This is a genomic window from Synechococcus sp. LTW-G, assembly GCF_054459035.1.
Genome location: NZ_JBTKYW010000007.1, coordinates 1 through 21,643, shown reverse-complemented (window position 1 = coordinate 21,643; position 21,643 = coordinate 1). Strand labels below are relative to the sequence as shown.

21 protein-coding genes and 1 tRNA gene are annotated in these 21,643 nt (G+C 62.0%); 11 read left to right on the top strand and 11 right to left on the bottom strand.

Going from position 1 to position 21,643, the window contains the following annotated elements:
- Window position 1 precedes the first annotated feature (1 nt).
- The 4 genes from ACXIQ9_RS10560 to ACXIQ9_RS10545 are packed head-to-tail and all read left to right on the top strand — an operon-like array spanning window position 2 to window position 3,918.
- Window positions 2-748 (top strand): hypothetical protein, encoded by a 747-nt coding sequence (locus ACXIQ9_RS10560; RefSeq protein WP_296416115.1) that lies wholly within the window; start codon window positions 2-4, stop codon window positions 746-748.
- Window positions 748-1,737 carry a DMT family transporter gene (locus tag ACXIQ9_RS10555; RefSeq protein WP_459016637.1) on the top strand — a complete coding sequence of 330 codons (990 nt, stop codon included), beginning with the start codon at window positions 748-750 and terminating at the stop codon, window positions 1,735-1,737. Before ACXIQ9_RS10560 ends, ACXIQ9_RS10555 begins: the two co-directional genes overlap by 1 nt.
- On the top strand, window positions 1,734-3,254 hold the full coding sequence (locus ACXIQ9_RS10550; RefSeq protein WP_459016636.1) for a GNAT family N-acetyltransferase: 1,521 nt from the start codon (window positions 1,734-1,736) through the stop codon (window positions 3,252-3,254). The genes ACXIQ9_RS10555 and ACXIQ9_RS10550 overlap by 4 nt, the downstream gene beginning before the upstream one ends.
- Before the next feature lie 25 nt (window positions 3,255-3,279).
- Window positions 3,280-3,918: a cysteine dioxygenase gene (locus ACXIQ9_RS10545; RefSeq protein WP_459016635.1), complete on the top strand. Its 639-nt coding sequence runs from the start codon at window positions 3,280-3,282 to the stop codon at window positions 3,916-3,918.
- Between the two features lie 13 nt (window positions 3,919-3,931).
- Here the strand turns inward: ACXIQ9_RS10545 and ACXIQ9_RS10540 are convergent, their stop codons facing one another.
- Window positions 3,932-4,948 (bottom strand): phosphoribosyltransferase-like protein, encoded by a 1,017-nt coding sequence (locus ACXIQ9_RS10540; RefSeq protein WP_459016634.1) that lies wholly within the window; start codon window positions 4,946-4,948, stop codon window positions 3,932-3,934.
- A complete protein-coding gene (locus ACXIQ9_RS10535; protein ID WP_459016633.1) occupies window positions 4,929-5,783 on the bottom strand; it encodes a hypothetical protein in 855 nt (284 codons plus the stop codon). Before ACXIQ9_RS10535 ends, ACXIQ9_RS10540 begins: the two co-directional genes overlap by 20 nt.
- A gap of 118 nt (window positions 5,784-5,901) precedes the next feature.
- On the opposite strand from ACXIQ9_RS10535, the gene ACXIQ9_RS10530 reads away from it, so the two are divergent.
- Both ACXIQ9_RS10530 and ACXIQ9_RS10525 read left to right on the top strand, forming a co-directional pair.
- The gene (locus ACXIQ9_RS10530) at window positions 5,902-7,167 is read left to right on the top strand and encodes a beta-ketoacyl synthase N-terminal-like domain-containing protein (RefSeq protein WP_459016632.1); all 1,266 of its coding nucleotides are present in this window, start codon (window positions 5,902-5,904) and stop codon (window positions 7,165-7,167) included.
- Window positions 7,168-7,169: 2 nt separating this feature from the next.
- Window positions 7,170-9,266 (top strand): AMP-binding protein, encoded by a 2,097-nt coding sequence (locus ACXIQ9_RS10525; RefSeq protein ID WP_459016675.1) that lies wholly within the window; start codon window positions 7,170-7,172, stop codon window positions 9,264-9,266.
- Here the strand turns inward: ACXIQ9_RS10525 and katG are convergent.
- From katG to minD, 5 genes are all read right to left on the bottom strand, one after another.
- Window positions 9,258-11,459, bottom strand: coding sequence for a catalase/peroxidase HPI (katG, locus tag ACXIQ9_RS10520; protein WP_459016631.1), 2,202 nt, complete (start codon window positions 11,457-11,459; stop codon window positions 9,258-9,260). The two genes, ACXIQ9_RS10525 and katG, sit on opposite strands and share 9 nt — an antisense overlap.
- A 126-nt stretch (window positions 11,460-11,585) precedes the next feature.
- Window positions 11,586-11,657 (bottom strand) — tRNA-Thr (locus ACXIQ9_RS10515).
- Between the two features lie 26 nt (window positions 11,658-11,683).
- Window positions 11,684-11,887: a response regulator transcription factor gene (locus tag ACXIQ9_RS10510; RefSeq protein WP_459016630.1), complete on the bottom strand. Its 204-nt coding sequence runs from the start codon at window positions 11,885-11,887 to the stop codon at window positions 11,684-11,686.
- Between the two features lie 34 nt (window positions 11,888-11,921).
- A complete protein-coding gene (gene minE, locus ACXIQ9_RS10505) occupies window positions 11,922-12,305 on the bottom strand; it encodes a cell division topological specificity factor MinE (protein ID WP_010315047.1) in 384 nt (127 codons plus the stop codon).
- Between the two features lie 4 nt (window positions 12,306-12,309).
- On the bottom strand, window positions 12,310-13,125 hold the full coding sequence (gene minD / locus ACXIQ9_RS10500; protein ID WP_010315049.1) for a septum site-determining protein MinD: 816 nt from the start codon (window positions 13,123-13,125) through the stop codon (window positions 12,310-12,312).
- A gap of 79 nt (window positions 13,126-13,204) precedes the next feature.
- Here minD and ACXIQ9_RS10495 point away from each other — a divergent pair, with 79 nt between their 5' ends.
- The 3 genes from ACXIQ9_RS10495 to ACXIQ9_RS10485 are packed head-to-tail and all read left to right on the top strand — an operon-like array spanning window position 13,205 to window position 15,317.
- Window positions 13,205-14,191 carry a phospholipase D-like domain-containing protein gene (locus ACXIQ9_RS10495; protein WP_459016629.1) on the top strand — a complete coding sequence of 329 codons (987 nt, stop codon included), beginning with the start codon at window positions 13,205-13,207 and terminating at the stop codon, window positions 14,189-14,191.
- Entirely contained in the window at window positions 14,191-14,724 is a 534-nt protein-coding gene (locus ACXIQ9_RS10490) for a chromate transporter (protein WP_424174704.1), read from the top strand. Before ACXIQ9_RS10495 ends, ACXIQ9_RS10490 begins: the two co-directional genes overlap by 1 nt.
- Window positions 14,721-15,317, top strand: a complete 597-nt coding sequence (locus tag ACXIQ9_RS10485) for a chromate transporter (protein ID WP_296416656.1) — start codon at window positions 14,721-14,723, stop codon at window positions 15,315-15,317. The genes ACXIQ9_RS10490 and ACXIQ9_RS10485 overlap by 4 nt, the downstream gene beginning before the upstream one ends.
- On the opposite strand, the gene ACXIQ9_RS10480 is transcribed toward ACXIQ9_RS10485, so the two are convergent.
- Genes ACXIQ9_RS10480 through ctpZ form a run of 3 tightly spaced genes read right to left on the bottom strand, consistent with a single transcriptional unit; the run spans window position 15,314 to window position 18,541 of the window.
- Entirely contained in the window at window positions 15,314-15,967 is a 654-nt protein-coding gene (locus ACXIQ9_RS10480) for a septum site-determining protein MinC (protein ID WP_459016628.1), read from the bottom strand. The two genes, ACXIQ9_RS10485 and ACXIQ9_RS10480, sit on opposite strands and share 4 nt — an antisense overlap.
- 10 nt (window positions 15,968-15,977) lie before the next feature.
- Window positions 15,978-17,240: an HD domain-containing protein gene (locus tag ACXIQ9_RS10475; RefSeq protein WP_459016627.1), complete on the bottom strand. Its 1,263-nt coding sequence runs from the start codon at window positions 17,238-17,240 to the stop codon at window positions 15,978-15,980.
- The gene (ctpZ, locus tag ACXIQ9_RS10470; protein ID WP_459016626.1) at window positions 17,237-18,541 is read right to left on the bottom strand and encodes a carboxyl-terminal processing protease CtpZ; all 1,305 of its coding nucleotides are present in this window, start codon (window positions 18,539-18,541) and stop codon (window positions 17,237-17,239) included. Before ctpZ ends, ACXIQ9_RS10475 begins: the two co-directional genes overlap by 4 nt.
- Window positions 18,542-18,558: 17 nt before the next feature.
- Here ctpZ and petB point away from each other — a divergent pair, with 17 nt between their 5' ends.
- Complete coding sequence (gene petB, locus ACXIQ9_RS10465) at window positions 18,559-19,239, top strand: cytochrome b6 (protein WP_010315065.1); 681 nt, start codon at window positions 18,559-18,561, stop codon at window positions 19,237-19,239.
- A gap of 125 nt (window positions 19,240-19,364) precedes the next feature.
- Window positions 19,365-19,847 carry a cytochrome b6-f complex subunit IV gene (gene petD, locus ACXIQ9_RS10460; protein ID WP_010315067.1) on the top strand — a complete coding sequence of 161 codons (483 nt, stop codon included), beginning with the start codon at window positions 19,365-19,367 and terminating at the stop codon, window positions 19,845-19,847.
- A gap of 64 nt (window positions 19,848-19,911) precedes the next feature.
- Here petD and ACXIQ9_RS10455 read toward each other — a convergent pair whose 3' ends face one another.
- Window positions 19,912-21,363: a glycoside hydrolase 100 family protein gene (locus tag ACXIQ9_RS10455; protein ID WP_247479771.1), complete on the bottom strand. Its 1,452-nt coding sequence runs from the start codon at window positions 21,361-21,363 to the stop codon at window positions 19,912-19,914.
- Window positions 21,364-21,643: the final 280 nt, after the last annotated feature.

Sequence of the window (21,643 nt, the reverse complement as noted above, 5' to 3'; positions counted from 1 at the left end):
GATGGACTTTTTCATTCACTACAGACCTCTCCCCAAGGCTCATCGCCGTTTTCTGGGCTGGTTCCTGCCACTGATGCTTGGCGTGATGGTTGTGCTGGGGCTCTGGGTTCCCGGTCTTCAGAACCAGTACGGCGCGGGTAGCCGTCAACCGATCAAACAGCTCTCTGGCTTGTTGTTGGATGGCCCAGGCGGAGCGCAGGTGCTGGTGCCCCGCCCAGGACAAACGCCAGGTGAGGCGCACTACTCCCGCATCCTTTTGGCCGGACCGGGAAAAACCAGGCCCCCGGAGGCTGTGATGCAGCACCAGGGGCAGTGGGTGCAGTTGAAGGGTTCGCTCTTCAGCCATGGGCCTTTGAGCGTGATGAACACACGCCGTGCGCAGCCCATCCCGCAGCCCGCTGATCTGCCCGCGCCCAATCTGAAGGGAACCTCCCTCGGCCCCTTTGCCCTGGTGGGCGAAATCATTGACAGCAAGTGTTTTTCAGGGGTGATGAAGCCCGGCGCTGGGAAAACCCATATGGGCTGTGCCATTCGCTGCATCAGTGGTGGCGTCCCTGCTGTTTTTCATGTCCACAACCCCGAGGGAGAGGTGCTCGATCTGGTCTTGATCGATCAAGAGGGCCGCACTGTGAATGATCGCGTCCTTGATCTTGTGGCTCAGGCCGTCGCCATCGAGGGCGAAGTCATTCAGTACGACGACCTCATGGCGCTAAAGGCTGATCCGCTGACCTACCGGCGCCTGGGCTGATGCAGTTCGATCCCCGCCATGAGTTATTGCTCTCCAGGGTTTTGGCGTCCCTGCGCCCGGTTCTGATTGCCTTTTTGGTGATGCATGGGGCCGCCCTCAGTCAGGGTGCCGAAACCCCGATCTCCTTTTGCAATGTCCTCTTCGTCGGCAACCTATGCGCGGCGTTGGTGGTCCTGATCTGGTTTAAACCAGCCCCCATTTGGAGTGACCTCAAGCGACTGCCCAAGCGGGTGCGTTGGGGCTTGGTCCTGGATGGTGGTCTCGCCGCCTTGAACTCGGCACTGATTTACACCGGACTGGAGTACACCTCATCGACCAACGCGATCTTGCTTGGGAGATTGGCTCCAGTGCTCTACGCCCTGTCTGGGGCCATTGTGTTTGGACGGCTGATCGCGAAGCGGGAGTGGCTGGGCTTCAGCTTCATTATTGCCGGCATCTTGATGGTGGCCCTTGTTGGTGCCAATTGGATGGTCAATAAGGGGGATGCGCTGATCCTTCTCTCGACCGTGGTCTTTGCCGCTTCCGCGAACTTGGGGAAAGCGGTCCTGGATCAGGACGTCTCCTTGCGGGCCTTGGTGTTTGTGCGCAATGCCTCCTCCAGCGTGATCTTCTTTTTCATCGCCAACATTGTCTTCGGCCCGCATCACTTCGCCGATGCTTTTGCCGGTCAGCTCTGGATCGTGATGGCGATCTACGCCTTGCTGATCATCGTGATATCCCAGTTCCTTTGGTTCGATGCTTCAAGCAAGCTGGATTCCATAAGTGTTGGACGCTGGTCGACCCCAGCTCCTGCGATTGGTGTCCTGGCCGCAGCCCTGTTGAACCGGCAGTGGCCGGCCAGCAATCAAGTGGTGGGATTGCTCGTGATCATGGTTGGTGTTGTGATCACGGCCTTTGCCAAGACGAAGCCAGCCAAGCTCAAGGAGGAGCGCGAGCAAATGGCTGAATTGGCAGCCAGTGGTGCCGATGCCATATCGCCTGTGACATGAGCGCCAGGCTCCTGTTGATCGCTGACCCAGGGCGTTACCCCGACGCTGATGGCGACGTCCCTTGCTTTTACAGAGCAGCAGCCAGGCACTCCGATTTGGAGCCCCTGCATCTGGCGACTGATCAGATCAACCGCTGTTTGGCGTCCCAATGGCAGCTGACGCCACTGCCGGCCGAACTTGATCACCCTTCGTTTTTAGCCCTGGGGAATTCTCCCTCGTTGCCCTTTGTTGCCGGTGAGATCGATGTTGTCTTCTGCCGCAGCCTGAAGCCCTTCCCCCCGGGTTACCTCCAGGTTTTGGAGGGCCTCGAGCAGCGGTTGCGTTTTCTCAATCGTCCCTCGAGCAAGATTCAGCAGCTCAAGCCGCAGTTCCTCTCGGAGGTGGCGGAGGCCTTCCTCCCCGCGCACTTGGTGAGCAGCGACCCCGCTGAGATCGCAGCCTTTCTGGAGAGCCATGGACAAGTGGTTGCCAAACAGGGCAACAGCACCCAAGCCCAGGGGGTGTTTCGACTCCACAGGAGTCAAGGTGTTTATGTCGTTGAACATGCCCATGGTCAGCGGGCAGAACAGCGCTCACTGAGCGCCGTGCTGGAGCAGCTCCAGCGGGGAACGGATGAGCCTCTGCAGTTCATGCGTTTTCTCCAGCGCACCAGTGAGGGCGACAAGCGAGTTGTTGTTCTGGATGGCCAGATCCTGGGTGCCTATGTGCGGCGCTCCGCCACAGGGCATTGGGTGAACAATGTGGCGGCTGGTGGCCGCTGCGCCCTGGCTGCGATTACGGATGCAGAGCGTCAGGCGATCGAAGCCACCTGGCCCGCCTATGCCTCCTTGGGGCTCAGGGTCCTTGGCTATGACTTCCTCCAGGACGACTGCGGTACCTGGCGGGTCAGCGAGATCAACGTTGGCAACGTCGGCGGTTTTGCGCGGTTACAGCAGTTGGGTGGCCCCCCTGCCCTGGATCATTTGCTCGCTTGGATCGCGGACTTCGCAGGGGCTGATGCAGCGCTGCAGATTCGTCTCGCCCAGCCCAGGGACGATGCCGCCATCGCCGCGATTTATCAGCGGGCGATTGATCAAGGCGGGATCACGATGGATGAGCGGCGCTTTGCTCCCCAGGCCGTCGCTGAGAAACGCGAGGAGCTGCGCGATCGAGGTTGTCTCTTGGTGGCGACCCGATTGGGTGAGGTCTTGGGTTGGGCAGAGCTCAAGACCTACTCGCCCCGTGCTGGCTATAGCCGCTGCGCAGAAACGTCGGTTTACGTTCACCCTTGCGCTCAGGGCGAGGGGGTCGGTGCTCAACTGCTGCAACAGTTGATCGCCAAGGCACAGGACCTTGGCTACGTTCATTTGGTAGCCAAGGTGGTGGCTGGAAATGACCACAGCATTCGCTTCCATCAGCGGTTTGGCTACGAGTGCGTTGGCATTCAGCGCCGTATCGGCTATCTCCGAGGCCGTTGGTACGACGTGATGATTCTTCAGCGTCTGCTGCAGGCTGAGCCAGAGCTGATCAATGGATAGAGAGCATCCCATTGTCAGCTCGGGGTTGAAGCGTCTGATCGCAGGGCTAAGCGTCCTGCGTTCTCCTGAGCCTGAGCAGTTGCTCTCGCTGATGGCCACCGCAGGGGTGTGCGCCGAGGAACTCGAGCCCTGGGCGGATTACGGCCATTCACCCCGCGAAAGCTATGGCCGCCAGTTGGTTTGGCATGGCGGCCATGTGGAAGTCATGGTGATGACCTGGCTCCCTGGCGACTTCAGCGCGATCCATGACCACGGCTTGGCACAGTGGGGAGCGGTCCAATGCTTTGGTCAGGCTGAGCATTACAGCTATCGCCTGCGTCGGTTGCACCTCTGCGATGAGCAGGCGCTTCCCTACGGCCCCGGCCAGGTGCGCGCGGTCTCTCCGGCGTTGATCCATCAGATGGGCAATGCCGGTGAACAGAGTTTCTTGAGCCTGCACGTCTATGGCTGTCGGGAACCGCGCACTGCAGTTACGGCTTCAGCTCGGGTGTTTGATCCGGATGAAGGGTGTATTCAGTTCACCAGTGGCGGCGTCTTTTTTGCTTTGCCTGAATCAGATATTGAGAGGCGCCAGTATGGCTTGACGGCGGACCTAGCGATTCGAAAGCGTCAAGCGCAGCTCAAGGCTTGGAGACTTCGGCAGATGCTCGCGTTGGCCGCCTAGTCGTGCCCAGTGTCTAATCCCGGCGCCCAAAGGGTGTGACGGATTCGGGGTTATCGATGTCGTAATCAAGGATGTCTGCGGGCAATCCCACTTGGGATTCTTTGGGATAGACGGTGAAGTCCTCAATGCGCTTGAACAGAGGTAGCAGCACCCGCGCCAGGGCATTGGGTGCTCCATAGAAAAACGTGTGGTGCCCCAGTAGAAATTCGGTCGTTCCTGCCTCTTCCGACTGTTGCAGTTTCAACAGGAACTGACTCAGTTGATGGCGCTGTTCGGGCCGCAAACTGGGATGGGCTGTGACAGGGAAATCCCGCTGAGCGGCGACCAGCCCGGCTCGCTTCCAATCCAGCTCGGAGAGGGCCTGGGTGAGTTCTCCCCGGTCTCGGCTGAAATCCATGGAGGTCAGCTGCGCTTCTTCGATCTCCATCACCCGTTGAAACTGCTGATGTTGCAGCAACTTCCACTTCTCTCTCGCGTTGTCGTGCACCACAACGGCGGCGAGTCGAAGCCGCCGGTAGCGCTGGAGCAGTTTGCGGTTGCTATTGGAGCGGGCCACGAATTGGAAGAGGAACTGTGAGCCCGTGCCGATGTAGTCATCGAAGATCACCAGTGCCCGTCGTTCGGCCTCGGTCCTGAAGGTGGAGTGGAGTGCCTCGATATTTTTGAAGCAACTGACTGGAATGCGGTTGGCCTTTCGGTAGACGTAGGCAATTAGGTCACCGCTTTTGCAGACAAAGGCTCGGGTGAAGTCGATATCCGAGAAGTGCTCGATGTCGAAACCGTCCTCGCCTAGGTCACTGCAGAGTCGTTCGTGCAGAAGCCTGCACTCTCTGATCAGGCGGGCCCAGCTATGCATCTCCATGCAGTCCAGTAACTGCAGGGCAATGGCATGGTCACTGGCCTCAAACTGCTCGAGCCAGTGAATGATTGAACCGCTTGAAATTTCAGGCTCATTCCAGCGCGCGCTCAGCTTCTCAATCGCCTGTGTTGTTGTTGGCTCAACCATGCGCTCAGCGCGTTGCAATGACATGATTCAACCGGCGGATATTAACCTGCTTGCGCCCCTTGCTGTCACTACTCACCAGGTCGCCAAAGCGATGGCCCAGTAGGACATCACGGTTGCAATAGAGGTGGGTTTGCAGCAGTCCCGCCCCGGTGCTTTCATCGATTCCCTCCACCAAGGGCATCAGGACAGCGTTTCGGCGTAGTAATTCCTCCCAGCCGAGGCGGTGGATTGGGCTGTCCTTATCAATGCGATGGGTCAATGTGGCCGTTTGGCTCAGTTGTGGGGTTCCCGCATTGAGCAGATCCAGCGAACAGATCCGCCTTTGCCAAACCCCCGGCTCGGCTTCGTCGTCATAGATCAGTGAGAGTGAGTAGCTGACATTGAGCCATTGGCTGCGATCACTGGTGACAAAACGGCAGTACAGGCAGCCGTCCTTGAGGTCACTGATGCAGAGATGGCGGCTGAACAGCAAGGGCATTTCATTGCTGCTCAGCCTGGAGAAGACCACGGCCGTGAGTGTCGAGAGGGTGATCAGCCCCGCCACCATGTCGATGATCCCGACGATGTAGGTAAAGCCCGAGTCGGTTTCGATGCCGTTGAAGCCATTGGCAAAAAAGGCTTCAGCAGAAAAGACAAAGGCTTTGGAGAGCCCCATGGGCGGCTCGCCAATCAGGTGTTGCTCGTCAAAACGAAGAATCAACCCGAAGAACAGCACCTGGGCGAAGTAGATCAGTGCCATCGCCAGGAAGAACAGAGGCCATGGCATTCGGGTGAGCGCCGCCAGAGGCTGGCGCCAGAGTTGATACCAGGGCGTGGCCTGATGGTCCTGATGAATGCTGCGACTGGAGAAATTCAGCATGGCCGGATGCCCTTGTCCCCAGATGCTGTGGTGCTTTAGGGAGCATATGGATGTCGCCTGAGCGTGGAAACCACCCTGCAACCTTTGTTGCAGGGGTGCTGCTTTTCAACAGGAGTGGGTGCTGATCGGTGCCATTCGTGGCACGGTGACGGCTGGTTTTTCAAGCCCAGAGGGAACGACTCAGGTGCGCGTTGCCATCACTGCAGCATCCGCTCTGGTGGGAGAGGTGTTCGGTGTCTCTGCTTTATGGCGCAGGGTTCTCAAGGCTGAATCCATCGGCGGTGAATCCCTGCCCGCTGCTGTGCTCGCTGCTGAGGCCCAACTGTCCTCCGCTGATCAACGTTGGTTGAGCCGGCAGCAACTTTTGGGTTTGGCCGTTGCTGAGACCGCTTGGGTTCAATCCGGAATTGGGGGTGATCGCCAGTCCCTGCGTGGCGAGTCGACAGAACGCCTCAGGGATCCCTCGCGGATGCAGATCGGTGTGGTTGGTGCGAGTGCACTTGGAAGTGCATCGGCGTTGGTCGATGACCTCTACAACCAGAACAAGCGACCTGGTCCAACCAGCCTCGGACGCTGGCGGGGAAACAGTTTGGGAGCAGTCACGGCGTTGCGTTTTGGTCTGCAGGGAGATCAGTTCAACCTGAACGCTGCCAGCAGCACAGGCGCCCAGGCCTTGGCCCTGGCTGGCCGCTGTATTCGTAGTGGTGATCTGGATGCTGTGTTGGTGGTTGGTGCTGAGCCCACTCTCCAGGGCCCATTGCGTGAAGCCAACCGGCGTTCTGGAGCAATGGCGGAAGACGATGCATCAGTTCCCTTGACTTCATCCCGGACGGGAATGCGTCCGGTGGAGGCAGCGGGGTGCCTTCTGTTGGAATCTGAACAGCGTGCAAAGCAACGGGGCGCTGAGGTGCTGGCTTGGCTTCGCGGTAGCAGTTCAGGTTGTGAAGCCCATCACCTTGTTGCGCCACAACCGGGGCAACAACTCAGCCGTGCTGTTTTTGATCGTTTGAAGCATCAGGGGATCCTTCAAGACGGCGACACCATTGATTGGTTGGCTTTACACGCAACGGGCACACCTCGGTTTGACCGTGAGGAAGCCGCTTTTGTGGCGTCCGCGTTTCAACCGCTGCCATGGCTAACCGCGTTTAAGCAGGTCTTGGGCCACGGACTGGGGGCGGCAGGGGTCGTGGAAGCAGCGCTGTTGGTCGAGGGATTGTGTCGTGGAACGGTCCCCCCTTGGCCAATGGCGATCGATCCTTCCTTGGGTTTGCCCGTTGACCCGCCCAGTTCCGCCCCGGTGCCTCAGTTGGCGTTACAACTCAGTGCCGGCATGGGAGGGGTCGTTGCGATGAATCTGCTGGAGCGCAGTTCGGCTGGATGTTGAACGTGTGGCGCCAGGCCTGGGTCGCGGCGGCTGAGCGCTATGGGGCCTTGCCGGCTTTGCAGGAGGAAGGCCGGCAGCTCAGTTATGCGCGCCTGGCGCTAGAGGCCGACAGCTTTCGTCAGCACTACGAGGGCCAGCCCGATTGGTTGATTGGCCGGTGTGTCTGTATCCCTTGGGTGAGTGCTCGTTCCTCATTGCCCGAGTTGATCGGCCTATGGCTAGCGGGCGGTGTCTGGATTGCTTGTGAGCCATCCGCTGCCGCTCATCCCACAGTGGCGTCGATCACTCAGCGTGTTCAAGGCTCGCCGGAGGGCCGCGCTGGCTGGCAGTCGCTGCTGCGAAGTTCAGGGTCGATGGGGCAGCCGAAATGGATTGTTCGGGGTTGGCGTCAGGCCCTGAATGAAGCGTCGCTGTATCGCCAGCGCTTGGACCTACCGGCCGGATCCACCAGCACGATGTTGGTTAACCCGTGGTTTGGGGCGTCGACGAAGCATCTTTTGGCGGGACTGTTGGGGGGGTGGCTGCAACGCTTTGGCAGTGCTGAGGCTCTCGAGGGCGGAAACCTTCTCTATGGCACTCCCAGTCAGCTCTTGGCCCTTGGAGAGGAGACCTTGAGCGCTGGCTACCACTGGATATCGCTCACCGGTGAGCCCTGTCGAGCGTCGGTATGGCCTCAGCTCCAGCGCTGGGGTGCTCTTGATGCCCGCTGCCTGAATGCTTTCGGTGCGAGCGAAACGGGAGTCATCGCCGATCAGGTGCTCCCTCTCCATGCCGATTGGTGTGGTTTTGAAGGGACTCCCTGCTTGGGCAAGCAGGTTGAGGTTGTCGGAGATGACGGCCGACCAATGACAAGTCCTGAGGACATTGGTCGCATTCAGGTGCGAGGGGATGCCTTGGCCGAGGGGGTCCTGATGCAGGTAGGGGATGGCTGGTCCCTGGACTCGTTTCTGCAGCCGGACGGAACGATGCGGGTTTTGACCGCGGATCTTGGGCTCTGGAGTGAACGCCATGGCTTGCAGTTGCTTGGCCGTAGCAATGAGCTCTTGAAGCGCCATGGTGAATGGATTGATCTCTCCTCCTTGCGACGTCTTTTGGAGGCTCAACCGGAGATCCGGCGCGTGCAGTTAATGGACGGCGAGCAGGGCTTGGTCGCTTGGCTGGAAAGAGACGTCGAGGCAGGCCGGACTCTGGAGCTGGAGGCTCTAGAGGTACGACTGCGGGAGTCCCTTGGCGATCCGCGGTTGCTTCCGCAATGTCTCCTCGCGCTGGATCAATTTCCAATGAACGCCAACGGCAAGGTCGATCTGGGCCTGCTGCGCGGGAGTGTGGAACAGCCAGAGCGTTTGGGGGCTAATCGATGGCCGCCTTTACCAGCGATCCCCGTACTCCACCCCCTGCTGGATTCCCTCGATCACGCTCAATTGCTAGCCGCTTGGCGTCCATGCAACCTGCTCTGGTGTGGGGGTGGGTTGAGGGAACTGCAGAGCAGCCGTCCACCGGAGCTTGGACTGGTGCAACAGATTTTCCCTGGTTGTCCATCGACCTGGCGGGGCCCGAACGGTGCCTCCTTGGAGGCACTGGCCCGTGAGCAGGTCGACACGCTGCTTCGCAGTACGGAGTCCCATTTGGGCCAGAGGTTTTGGCTCGGCGGCTACTCCGTGGCGGCTTGGCTGAGCTATGCGATGGCTGCAGAGCTCCTTGAGCGCGGCCATGGCGTGGCTGGCGTCATCCTGTTGGACCCTGTGAACCCCTGGTCACCCACCTATCAGTGGGCGTGGCGCCGGCGCGTTGCCCGGCTCTGGCGCAGTGGTGCTGGACGTCGCTGGTATCCAGGCCTGTCAGCCCAGCAGCTTCACCAGAAAGCTTGGTTGCAGGAGCTGCTCGGCCAGTGGCAGATCCCAGCGCTGAATTGTCCGCTGATCTTGATTAGCGGGTCATGGCCGGCGGCTTTGCCCCCTGGGCAGTTGTCCCGTCTCACGCCGCATTCGAACCATTGGCCAGTGTCGGCCGCGGAGCATCACGAGGTGCTGAGCGACCCGGTGCTGGTGGATCAGTGGACGGGTTGGATTTGGAACCACTTGCGGAGAGCCTCAGGCTGATCCCTTCAGGTCAAACCGATCCAGCTCCATCACCTTGGTCCAGGCCCGGACGAAATCCCGTGCGAAGCGTTCGGCTCCATCGGCCTGGGCATAGACCTCGGCGATGGCACGGAGTTGGGCGTTGGAGCCGAAGACCAGGTCGGCGCGGCTGGCGCTCCATCGCAGTTCTCCGCTCGTGCGGTCGCGCCCCTCGTAATGGGTTTGGCTCGGATCGGTAGGTGTCCAGGCGGTACCCATGTCGAGCAGGTTGACGAAGAAATCAGTGCTCAGCACGCCGGGCCTGTGGGTGAACACTCCATGGGTCGAGCCACCACTGTTGGCCCCGAGAACCCGCAGGCCACCGACTAAGACGGTCATCTCCGGGGCGCTCAGGCTCAGTTGCTGAGCCCGATCGAGCAGGAGCTCTTCGGCGCGCAGGGGTAGGCCGCTGCGCTGGTAATTGCGGAACCCATCGGCCAGCGGTTTCAGCACACCGAAGGCGGCCAGGTCGGTCTGCGCTTGGCTGGCGTCGCTGCGGCCTGGATGGAAGGGCACCTCGACCTGGAGCCCAGCGGCCCGTGCGGCCTGCTCGATTCCGACGCCGCCGGCCAGGACAATCAGGTCGGCGATGGAGAGCTGCTTGCCGCCGCTCAAACGCTGGTTCCACTGCTGCTGCAGGGTCTCTAAGGCTTGGAGCACCGGCTCCATTTGGTCGGGGTCGTTGGCCGGCCAGCTCCGCTGGGGTTGCAGACGCAGGCGTCCGCCGTTGGCACCGCCTCGGCGATCGGAGTCGCGGTAGGTGGAGGCGGCAGCCCAGGCGGTGCTGACCAGTTGGGCGACCGACAGACCCGTTGCGGCAATGTCAGCCTTAATGGCGACTAGGTCTGCAGCATCGACGAGCGGATGACTCCGAACGGGGATGGGGTCCTGCCAGATCAGCTCTTCGCTGGGGACTTCCGGGCCGAGATAGAGGCTGCGTGGCCCCAGGTCACGGTGGGTCAACTTGAACCAGGCCCGCGCGAAGGTGTCGGCGAAGGCCTGCTGGTCCTGGTGGAAGCGCCGGGCGATCGGCGCCATCACCGGGTCATGGCGCAGCGAGAGATCAGCCGTGGTCATGATCGGCGCGGCGCTCCGCCCGGGGACGTGGGCATCGGGAATCAAGTGTTCAGGCCGTACGTCCTTGGCCACCCACTGCCAGGCTCCGGCAGGACTTTTGGTCAGCTCCCACTCATAGGTGAACATCATTTCGAAATAGCCCCGATCCCAGCGGGTGGGGTTGGGTTTCCAGGCCCCTTCGATGCCGCTGGTGATCGTGTGCTCGGCGCAGCCACTGCCAAAGCGGTTCTGCCAACCCAGGCCCTGGTGCTCGAGGCCTGCACCTTCCGGCTCAGCCTCCAGGTGCTCAGCCGGCGCTGCGCCGTGGCATTTGCCAAAGGTGTGCCCACCGGCCACAAGGGCCACGGTTTCTTCGACCGTCATGCCCATGCGGGCAAAGGTGTCGCGCACATCCTTGCCTGAAGCCACCGGATCGGGATGGCCCTCAGGCCCTTCCGGATTCACATAGATCAGCCCCATCTCAACGGCGGCGAGGGGCTGATCGAGCGTGCCGCCCTCCTGGTGGCGCTGATCGCTTAACCACTGGGTCTCGCGGCCCCAGAAGACATCGGCCTCTGGGGCCCAATGGTCAACGCGGCCGCCCGCAAAACCAAAGGTGGGAAAGCCCATCGACTCCAGGGCCACATTCCCCGTGAGGATGATCAGATCGGCCCAGGAGATGCGGTTGCCGTATTTCTGCTTGATCGGCCAGAGCAGGCGCCGGGCTTTGTCGAGATTGGTGTTGTCCGGCCAGCTGTTCAACGGGGAGAAGCGCTGGTTGCCGTGTCCCGCGCCACCGCGACCATCGATGAGGCGATAGGTGCCGGCGCTATGCCAGGCCATGCGGATAAAGAGTGCGCCGTAATGCCCCCAGTCCGCAGGCCACCAGGGCTGCGAGTCGGTCATCAACGCCAGCAGATCTCCCTTGAGAGCGGCGTAGTCGAGTTTCTGGAATTCAGCGGAGTAGTCAAAGTCGGGCCCCAAGGGGTTGCTCGCGACTCCGTGTTGATGCAGCAGCGTCAGGTCGAGTTGGTTGGGCCACCATTGCCCTTGCTCCGCTTGGCTCGCGGCGGTGACGGCGCCAACATGTCCACTGAAGGGGCACTTCAGTTCACTCATGACGTTCAGCCGAGTGGCTCAATCTCCTTGGCTTAAAAATTAGTTGGCACGCCAAAAAGTTCTTGATTTACGGCGATCTATGACGGCGGGTTCTATTCCGTGACGTCTTTCAGACATTCCTTGGCAAGCCGGCTAACGGATTTGAACCGATGGCCTTCGCTTTACAAAAGCGCTGCTCTACCACTGAGCTAAGCCGGCAACGGGGCCTGGCCCCTGATCAGAGCTTATCGCTTGGCCATGGACCAGAGCAGCAGCTGGGTGCGGTTGCGGCAACCGGTTTTGGCCAGCAGCCGCGACAGGTGGGATTCGACCGTGCGTCGGCTGAGGCTGAGGCTCGCCGCGATTGAGCCGTTGCTTTTGCCGTCTCGCAACTCGGAGAGGACCCGCCGCTCGGCTGGTGTGGGCTGAAGGCCTGAAGGGGCAGCCATGGAGAGAGGCAACTGCCCCAAGGATTCCCCTGGATCAGCCCTGGCTGACGATGGGCTCGGGTTCGCCTTCCTCCGTGGCTGTTTCGCTGGCCGCAGGCGCGTCTTCGCTTGCGGGCTCCTCGGCCTCCTCCTCGCTCGCGGCCTCGGGAGTTGGTTTGAAGATGGCCCGTCGAATCGGCAGGTTGGCCACCAGGGCGGTCACGCGATCCTCCGTTTCCAGGCTGACATCGCCTTCGCTGAGATCGATCTCGACGTAGCGGCTGACCACCTCAAGGATCTCGCGCCGCATCTGCTCCAGCAGTTCCGGATTGAGATCGCTGCGGTCATGGGCCAGCACCAGCTGCAGGCGCTCCTTGGCCGTGGTGGCGCTGGCGGGCTGACGCCCAAGCAACTTGTCGATGAATTCGCGCAGGCTCATCAGTTCAGAAAATCTTGGTTTGCATCAGGCGGCTGAGCTTGGCGCGCAAGCCTTGCTTGACCTTGGAGGGATCAATCAGCGGAACGTCTTCACCGCAGATGCGCCGAGCGATGTTGCTGTAGGCGGTGGCGGCAGGGGAGTTGGATCCGCTCAAGGTGAGGGGTTCACCGCGGTTGGTGCTCACGATCACCTGCTCGTCTTCCAGCACCAGACCAAGCAGCGGCAGGGCCAGGATGTCGGTGACGTCATCCACGGCCAACATCTCCTGGTTGGCCATCATCTTGGGGCGCACCCGGTTGAGCACCATCTGAATCGGCTGGATGCCACGGGTGTTGAGCAGGCCGATCACCCGGTCGGCGTCCCGCACGGCGGACACCTCAGGGGTGGTGATCACGATGGCTTCCTTGGCGGCTGCGGCCGCATTCTTAAAGCCGTCCTCGATGCCAGCCGGGCAGTCGATCAGCACGATGTCGTGGCTCTCGCCGAGCATCTCGGCGATGGTTTGCATGTCCTCGGGCTTCAGCCACTCCAGCATCCGTGGATTGCCCGCCGGCAGCAGGGCCAGGTTGGGCTCCTGCTTGTGCTTCACCAGTGCCTGCTCGAGGCGGCAGGTTTCCGAGAGAACGTCCTGGGCGGTGTAGACGATGCGGTTCTCGAGGCCCAGCAGCAGATCCAGGTTGCGCAGGCCAAAATCGGCGTCCAGCACGGCGGTCCGCATGCCCTGCCTGGCCAGAGCAATGCCCAGGTTTGCGGTGAGGGTGGTTTTGCCCACACCCCCCTTGCCTGAGCAGATCAGGATGAAGCGACTACTGGAGGCCACAGCGCACCGAAACGTGCGTGAAGGTTAAGGCCAATTCAGCCGTTTCTCCCTAGACATCAGACGTCAGCTCTGGGCCGTCATGGCAGCCAGTCAACGTCTCCTTGTGATGCCCGATGACGGGGCTCAGGCGGTCGTGGATTGGATCGACCAGGCCCAGTCCCAGCTGCTGCTCAAGCAGTTCAAGCTGCAGAGCGAGGCCATCGAGCAGGCCCTGCTGCGCGCCCAGCAACGGGGGGTGCGGATTCGGGTGATGCTCAATCCCCATACCTCCGGTGGTGACCGCTGGAATGACGAGGCCTTTGCCTTGCTTCAGGGCTGGGGAGTGGAGGTGGCCTGGACCAGCGAGCGCTTCCCGGTCACCCACGAGAAATCGATGGTGATCGATGGTCAGGCGGCCCTGATCGCCACCTTCAACCTCTCAGAGAAGTACTTCACCGAGACCCGTGATTACGGCGTCGTGAGCCATGACCCGCGGGTGATCGAGCAGGTGATTGCCGGCTTTGACGCGGACTGGGAGCGCCGCGCGTTTGAGCCCCGCCTCGATGTCGGCCTGGTCTGGAGCAGCGTCCACAGCCGCGGGCAGATGGCCCGGGTGATCGATAGCGCCCAGGAGTCGCTGCGCATTCAGCACCCCAAGTTCGTGGACGCCGTGATCCTCGAGCGGCTGGTGGCCGCTAAGCAGCGGGGGGTGAAGGTGCGGGTGCTTTGCGGCGGCAAGCACGGCCTGAGCGATTGGGATGTCTACGACACCTTCAGTTCCCTGCGCTTGCTGGAGCACGCCGGGGTCAAGATCCGGCGCCAAAAGCAGTTGAAGCTGCACGCCAAGTTGATCCTGGTGGACGAGCGCGCCGCCATGACCGGTTCGATGAATATCGACCGCAGCGCCTTTGATCTCCGCCGTGAACTGGGCATTGAGGTGGATGCCCCAGACGTGATCGCTCGCCTGTCGGAGACGTTCAACGCCGACTGGGAGTCCGCCAAGAAGTACAGCGCCCCGGATCCCCTGGATCCGGCGTATCACGAGGAGGGCGAGCTGCCGCCGGACCCCCACTTCGTGCACGACTGATGCCTCCCACCCACCGGCAGTTGTTCTGGGGCATGCAGCAGGTGGCCCTTTCCTCCTTTGGAGGAGGGCTCTCGGCCTGGAGCGAGCGGATCGTCGTCGAAGACAAGGAGTGGATGACCAAGCAGGAGTTCATCACTGGCCTGACGGTGGCCCGCCTGTTCCCTGGCCCCAACCAGATCAACATGGCGATCTATATCGGCAGTCATTTCCGTGGCCTGACCGGCGCCTTGGCGGCCCTGGCGGGAATCCTGCTGCTGCCCTTCAGCGTCTTGATGGCACTTGGGCTTGCCTACTACTACTTGCACACGTCGGTGGGAGTGGATCGTCTCCTGGCGGGAGTGATCACGGCCTCAGCGGGCATGGCCCTGTCTATGGGCTTCAAGATTGCCGCCGCCTACCTGAAGGATCGCGTCGCGCTGCTGCTGGCGGCCATCAGCTTTGTGGCGATGACGGTCTTCCATGTGCGCCTAGTGCCCTTGGTGCTGGTGGCGGGCCCCTTGGCGATGGCCTGGTACTGGCCGAGAAAGCCATGACGAGCCTGCTCGCTGCGGTCTGTCAACCGGCCCATCTGGGGGATTGGCGCAATTTGATCGCCGTGATCTGGGACTTCCTCAGCCTGTCGCTGTTTTCCTTGGGCGGCGGGAACACGCTGCTGGCGGAGTACCACTACATGGCGGTCGACAAGTACTGCTGGCTGAGCTCCCAACAGTTCGCCGAGATCTACGCCATTGCCGAAGGGGCACCGGGTCCCAGCTCGATGATTGTCGGTTTGCTTGGCATGGGGGCGGCCTTTCAGGAGGGTCCCCTCTGGGGGCTGCTCAGTGGGGTGATGGCGGAGGTGGCGATCCTGTTGCCCTCCACCCTGCTGATGGTGATTGCGGCTTTGAGTTGGAATCGCTTCAAGACCTCTCCCTTTCGGCTGGCCTTCGAGCGCGCGATGGGACCGATCACCCTCGGGGTGCTGTTTGCCGTTGGCCTGAAGATCCTGCGGATCTCCGATCACGACACCCCCGCCTATGCGGTCTCGGCGGTCGTCTGTTTTTTGATGCTTCGCACCAAGATCTCTCCCCTGTGGTTCATGGCCGTGGCCGCTGGCCTGGGGGCGTTTGGTTTGGTGAACCGTTAAGCCTCCTGGGGCCAGAGCGGTTCAGCCGGTCGGATGGCAATGGCTCCATCCAGCAGCAGTGCCTCCTCGCTGAATCCCGGAGGGGGTAGATCCTCAGGCCCCCGAGCCACGGCGTCGGCAATGCGCAACTGCAGCGGGCGCAGTTGCAGCGCCACGACCCGGGCCGCGGTGTTGCCCGCTTGGCCGGCATGGGCAATGCCGCGTAGCCGTCCCCAGACCCGAACGTCTCCGTTGGCACTGACCCGGGCCCCTGGATTGACGTCTCCGAGCACCAGCACGGAGCCATCGACCTGCAGGTGATCGCCCGAGCGCAGGGTGCCCCGGTGGATGGTGAGATCGCTGGCCTCCGCTGAAGGGCGGCTTAGCTCGGGGAGTGCCTTTGTGATCAGGGCGGTTTCGAGCCCAAGCGCCGCTGCGGGAACCAGGCTGAGGGCCTCCCGGGCTTCGACGCGAACCAAGGGTTGTTGGGCTTGCTGGAGCAGCTCGGCGATGGCGCGCAGGTCCGGCAGGCTCAGCAGCCGGTCGTCGCAGACCAGCACGGCAGCTCCAGGGCCATCTGTCGCCCCCAGTTGGGAGCGGACTTCATCGAGTGCCGAGGCCTCAGCCTTGCGAAGCGGCTTGAGCTGGAAGCGACGGGGAGCGGCCTGCATGGCGTGCAACTTAGGGATCTCCCGCTGCAACTTCCAGGGCCAGGGCTTCGCGGATCGCCGGGGTGATCTCCGGTGGATGAATCAGCCAGGCGGTTTGGGTTGGTTGGATCAGGCTGCGAATCAGCGGTGAGCGCTGCTCAATGGCCCCGAGCTGATGCCCATCCCAGAGACGAAGCCCACCTTTATAGGGGTGATAGCCGTGGTTGCTCTGCTGGTGCAGGCCGCAGCAGAGGTCAGGGCGCAGTCCGGCCGCCTCACTCAGGGTCTGTGCCCGAGCCAGTAGCGCCAGACGCCTCTCCTGGGGGAGCTGGCTGAGATCGGAGGCCCGCAGCAGTTCTCGGTTGAGGACCCGTCTGCAGAGTTGCTGGAGCGGGGCCGGTCCCTCCTCCAGCCAGCGCTGCAGGTGATAGCCCGTTCTCACGTCGTCATTACCCAGGAAGGCCTCGAGATCAAGGCTCTTGGGTTCCCAGAGCCAGCGCTGCATCACGGCATCGGCCCAGACCTGATCGGGTCCCAGTTCCCGGGCCAGCGCAATAGTCCGGTTGAGCAGCCAGTTGCAGACCACATTGAGGCGGTGGTTGTAGACGCTGCGGTACATCAGATTGCGCACCACCAGGTAGTGCTCGACAGCCATCAGCCCCTTGGGCTGCAGGGCGAGTTGGCCATCGGGGGCCAGGGTCAGGCTGGCCAGGATGCGCTCGAGGTCGAGCACCCCGTAGCTGGCGCCTGTGTTGTAGCTGTCCCGCAGCAGGTAATCGAGGCGATCGCAATCGAGCTGGCTGCTGACCAGCGCCTTGATGGCTGGATTGCGAAAGCGGCCGTGCTCCAGCAGGTCGGCGACCTGATCGGCCGTGCCCGCGGCAAAGGCTTCAAGCGGCTCCCTGAGCGAGGGGTGCTCACGGATCAGGCGACTGGACCAGCTCTCGTGGTGCAGTCCATACATCTCCTCGCCGGAGTGGCTGAGGGGGCCATGGCCGACGTCGTGCAGCAGGGCCGCGGCGTAGAGCACCCCCCGGTGCTCGCTGAGTTTGGGATGGCTGCGGCCCAGGTTTCCCAGGGCTTGGCGCGCCAGATGCAGGACCCCCAGAGAGTGGGTGAAGCGGCTGGACTCGGCCCCGTGGAAGGTCAGGTAGGCCGGCCCCAGTTGCCGGATCCGCCTGAGCCGCTGGAAGACCGGCGTGTCGATCAGATCGATCGCTAGGGCTTCGGCGGGTTCGCGCCGGGACAGTCGGATCGCCCCGTGCAGTGGATCGTGATAGGTGCGGGCGCTCATCCGGCTTCGATCTGCTCAGCGAGTTGGTTCAGGGCGATCTCCAGCCAGGTGTCCCCGTCGCCGCCGGGATTGAGCGGTTCGGGATCCGCCAGGCGTTGGTCGGGTTCGATCCCCAGGTTTTGGATATCCCGTCCACTGGGGGTGAGGTAGCGGGCCACGGTGACGGCCAGGCCACTGCCATCACCCCCCAGGCCGATCAGGGTCTGGATCAAGCCCTTGCCAAAGGTCCGGCTGCCCAGAAGCGGTGAGCGCTCGTCGTCCTGCAGGGCCCCAGCAAGGATTTCACTGGCGCTGGCGGTGCCTTCGTTCACCAGGGTGAGCATCGGGCCGTCATAGAGCTGGCCGCGGCTGGCCTGCTGGGCATCGCTGAAGCCGTCGCGGTTTTGGGTCTCGACGATTGGGCCCCCATCCAAAAAGACGTTGGCGACGGCCAGGCCGGCGCTGACGAGGCCGCCGGAGTTGTTCCTGAGATCCAGGATCAGGCCATCGATGTCCTGTGCTTGCAGCTTTTGCAGTGCCTTGGCCAGCTCCTGGGGAACGGGTTCGGCGAACTGAGTGATGCGGATGTAGCCCAGGCGATGCCCAGCGGTTTGGATCAGGCGGCTGCGGACGGGCTGCAGGTCCACCTGCCGGCGCCTGAGTTCCAGCTCTTGGGATTTGCCGCTCGGGGTGATCAGCTCCAGCAGAACGGAGGTGCCTTCTTTGCCCCGCAGACGGGCCGCGGTGGCCTCCAGGCCCAAATCCGCTGTGCTCAAACCATCGACACTCTTGAGAACGCTGGCGCTGCTGATGCCGGCTTCGGCCGCCGGGGAGCCCTCGAGCGGGGCAATGACCACGATGGCGGTGTCGTCCTGGCGAATCCCGAGCTGCAGGCCGACTCCACTGACGCTTCCTTCTGTATTGGCCTTCAGCGTGCGGAAGTCAGCGGGCCTCAGCAGGCGGGTGTAGGGATCTCCAATCGGGGCCAGCATCGCCTCGATGGCGTCGTAGGCATCGGCACTGCTCTGGATGGAGCGCTCCAGTGCTTTCTGCCGCAGCCGTTTCCAATGAATGGTGTCGAAGCGATCGGGATCGACATAGCTCTGGTTCACCAGGCGCCAGCTCTCCACCACGAGCTGTTGGCCATCGTTGAGGGCCAGGGCCGGTGCGGCGGTCAGCCAGAGGCTTAATAACCAGGAGAGCGAAAGCGCTGCAATGGATTTCAGCTCCCTTGAGCGCCGCGGAGTCGGGTTTTGTGGCGGTGATGTCACAAGCGGCGCCGCGCTCACGAGCGGCAGGAGGTGATCGGTAGACTCTGCCAACCAAACCCAATCGCTGCATGGCGAACTCCTCACCCGCCGCCGGCGGAAAGTCATCGCCCGTCTACGACTGGTTCAACGAGCGCCTGGACATTCAGGACATCGTTGACGATGTCGCGTCGAAGTACGTGCCGCCCCACGTCAACATCTTCTATTGCTTGGGCGGCATCACCCTGGTCTGCTTCCTGGTGCAGTTCGCGACCGGCTTCGCGATGACCTTCTATTACAAGCCGACCGTGGCTGAGGCCTACGCCTCGGTCCAGTACCTGATGACCGATGTCAGCTTCGGCTGGCTGATCCGCTCCGTGCACCGCTGGAGCGCTTCGATGATGGTGCTGATGCTGATCCTGCACGTCTTCCGCGTGTACTTGACCGGCGGCTTCAAGCGCCCCCGTGAGCTCACCTGGATCACCGGCGTGACCATGGCTGTGATCACCGTGTCCTTCGGTGTGACCGGTTACTCCCTCCCTTGGGATCAGGTCGGCTACTGGGCCGTGAAGATCGTCTCGGGCGTTCCCGCTGCTGTCCCCGTCGTCGGCGACTTCATGGTTGAGCTGCTCCGCGGCGGCGAGAGCGTTGGCCAGGCCACCCTCACCCGCTTCTACAGCCTGCACACCTTCGTGATGCCCTGGCTGCTGGCCGTGTTCATGCTCATGCACTTCCTGATGATCCGGAAGCAGGGCATCTCCGGTCCCTTGTGATTTTTGCCTGGGGATCGCTTTGTTGCGATCCCTGACGGCTTCTCTTTTGACGGCTCCGCCAATCCCAGGGCGGTTTCTAGCCTTCCTTCACTGGGAAACAAACGACTCCAACGGCGGTCACCCTCATGCACATCCTTAAGAAGCCAGATCTCAGCGATCCCAAGCTGCGGGCCAAGCTCGCCAAGGGCATGGGCCACAACTATTACGGCGAGCCCGCCTGGCCGAACGATCTGCTCTACATCTTCCCGGTGGTGATCCTGGGAACCCTGGCCTGCCTGGTGGGCCTGGCTGTTCTCGACCCCGCGATGCTGGGCGACAAGGCTGATCCCTTTGCCACTCCTCTGGAGATCCTTCCTGAGTGGTACCTGTATCCGGTCTTCCAGATCCTGCGCGTGGTGCCCAACAAGCTGCTGGGTATCGCTCTGCAGACCATGATCCCTCTGGGTCTGATGTTGGTGCCCTTCATTGAGAGCTTCAACAAGTTCCAGAACCCCTTCCGCCGTCCCGTGGCCATGGGTGCCTTCCTGTTCGGCACGGTCTTCACCATCTATCTGGGCATCGGTGCGGCTCTGCCGATCGACAAGTCCCTGACCCTGGGTCTGTTCTGATCCAAAGCCCTGCGCTTGTGTTCTTCAGCCCTGGCCTCGTGCCGGGGCTTTTTTGTGCGCGCCCTTAGGGCGCGTTGATGTCGAGCATGTCCACGTCGTCGGTCTTGACCCGCAGGATGTGATGCAGCAGAAGGAAACCGACAATGGTCCACGTCTGATAGGTCCGCGCCTGCTGTCCCACCCAGGTGCCGGTTGGTCCATCGAAGTACTCGGCCCACTGCTGCCTTGGCAGTTGGTTGAGCTGCATCCAGTAGCACTCTTCGAGCATGGCCTGCATCTGTCCCATCAGCAGGACATCGGCCGTGGGATAGAGCCTTTGATGCAGCAGAACGGCGCCGCCGAGGTACCAGAGCAGGCTCGGCCAGTGGCCTCCGTTGTGATAGCTCCAGGGCCAGTTCTTCGGGTCTGATCCGGTTTTCTCACTCCACTTGTCCCCTTCGAGCGGTGGATGGCAGATGCGCATGGGCATCTGGGCCATGAGCTCATCACGGTTGTGGAGTACCAGGCGGAAGAGAGCCCGCTGCTGGGGTGCGGTGATCAGACCAAAGAGGCAGCCCAGACAATTTCCCAGGCTGTAGAAGCGGAAGTCCGGCCGGCCGGTCCGCATGTTGCCGATCAGATAGCCGCCGCGATCCTCGAGCCAGTCCTGCAGCCAGGGCGGAATGACCTGGGGCTGGACGTTGAATTCGTTGAGGGATTGCTGCTCGCCGTATTGCTCGGTGGGGCGCCGGCGCAGAACCTGCATGGTTTTGCTGGTCACCCAGTAGTGCTTGAGCAGGTAGCGGCGTAGGTCGTATTTCCACTGCTTGGTTAGGACCAGTCGCTGCTCCAGCAATCGACTGTTGTGGCTTTTCTGTGCCAGCTCCATCAGCTGGCAGCAGCAACCCAGGCAGCCGAAGAGCAGGGCCTCGACCTCCAGTGGAGCGCCCCAGACATCCATGGGGCGATCAATCATGAACGAGCAGTCCGGCACGAAGAGCACGGGCGTGCCTTCGAAGGTGGGGTGCAGGACCAGATCGAGCAGCAGTTGGATTCCCCGCTGGACCTTCTGGCTGGCGCCGAACTCGTAGTCCTTGCTGCGTTTGACGTAGAGCCAGGCGAGGACAGGCCACCAGAGGCTGGCATCGACACTGGTGATCCGGCCGATGGAGCGCTGTCCGTAGTCAGCGAGGAGCTCGTCGCCGTCCTCGACAAAGCTGGTGGGGAAGACGCCGCGGGTTTGGTAGGTGCTGCTCTGCAGCTCCAGGGAGATATCGAGGAAGTTGCGGACGATTTGGTAGCGGCCCTTGAGCAGCAGGTAGAGCATCACCGGGACGTTGTCCCGCAGGAAGACCTCGCCGTAGTTCAGGGCTTCATCCCCACCGCCGGGATGGGAGAGGGCCGCTACGGATCCAACGAGTTCACCGCGGATGCGAACCAGGGTCTTCTCAAAGTGCTCCTCTGCGGCCGCAACGACCGCCTCTTCGCGCGAGCTGGGTCTGACGCGAAGGCGCTCTTGGCTGAATTGCTTGGCCAGGACTGGCCTCCCGCTCGTCGCCTGTCTTGCCAAACCCTAGAAATGGTCTGGGGTTTCGTCAGCCCCATGGATTGGGTTTGACGGAATGGGGGTTGATGGTGTTATGGTTATGAGCTGCGAGCAAACCGAAAGGTGAGCGAGCAGCGAACTGAAAGCTGGGGAAACCTGGTGATGTAGGTTCGATCAGCGGCTGAGACGCCGCTGTGAACCGAAAGCCGAGGGAACTCGGTGATGTAGGTTCAACAAGCGGTCGCGAGACCGCGGACCGAGAGCCCGAAAG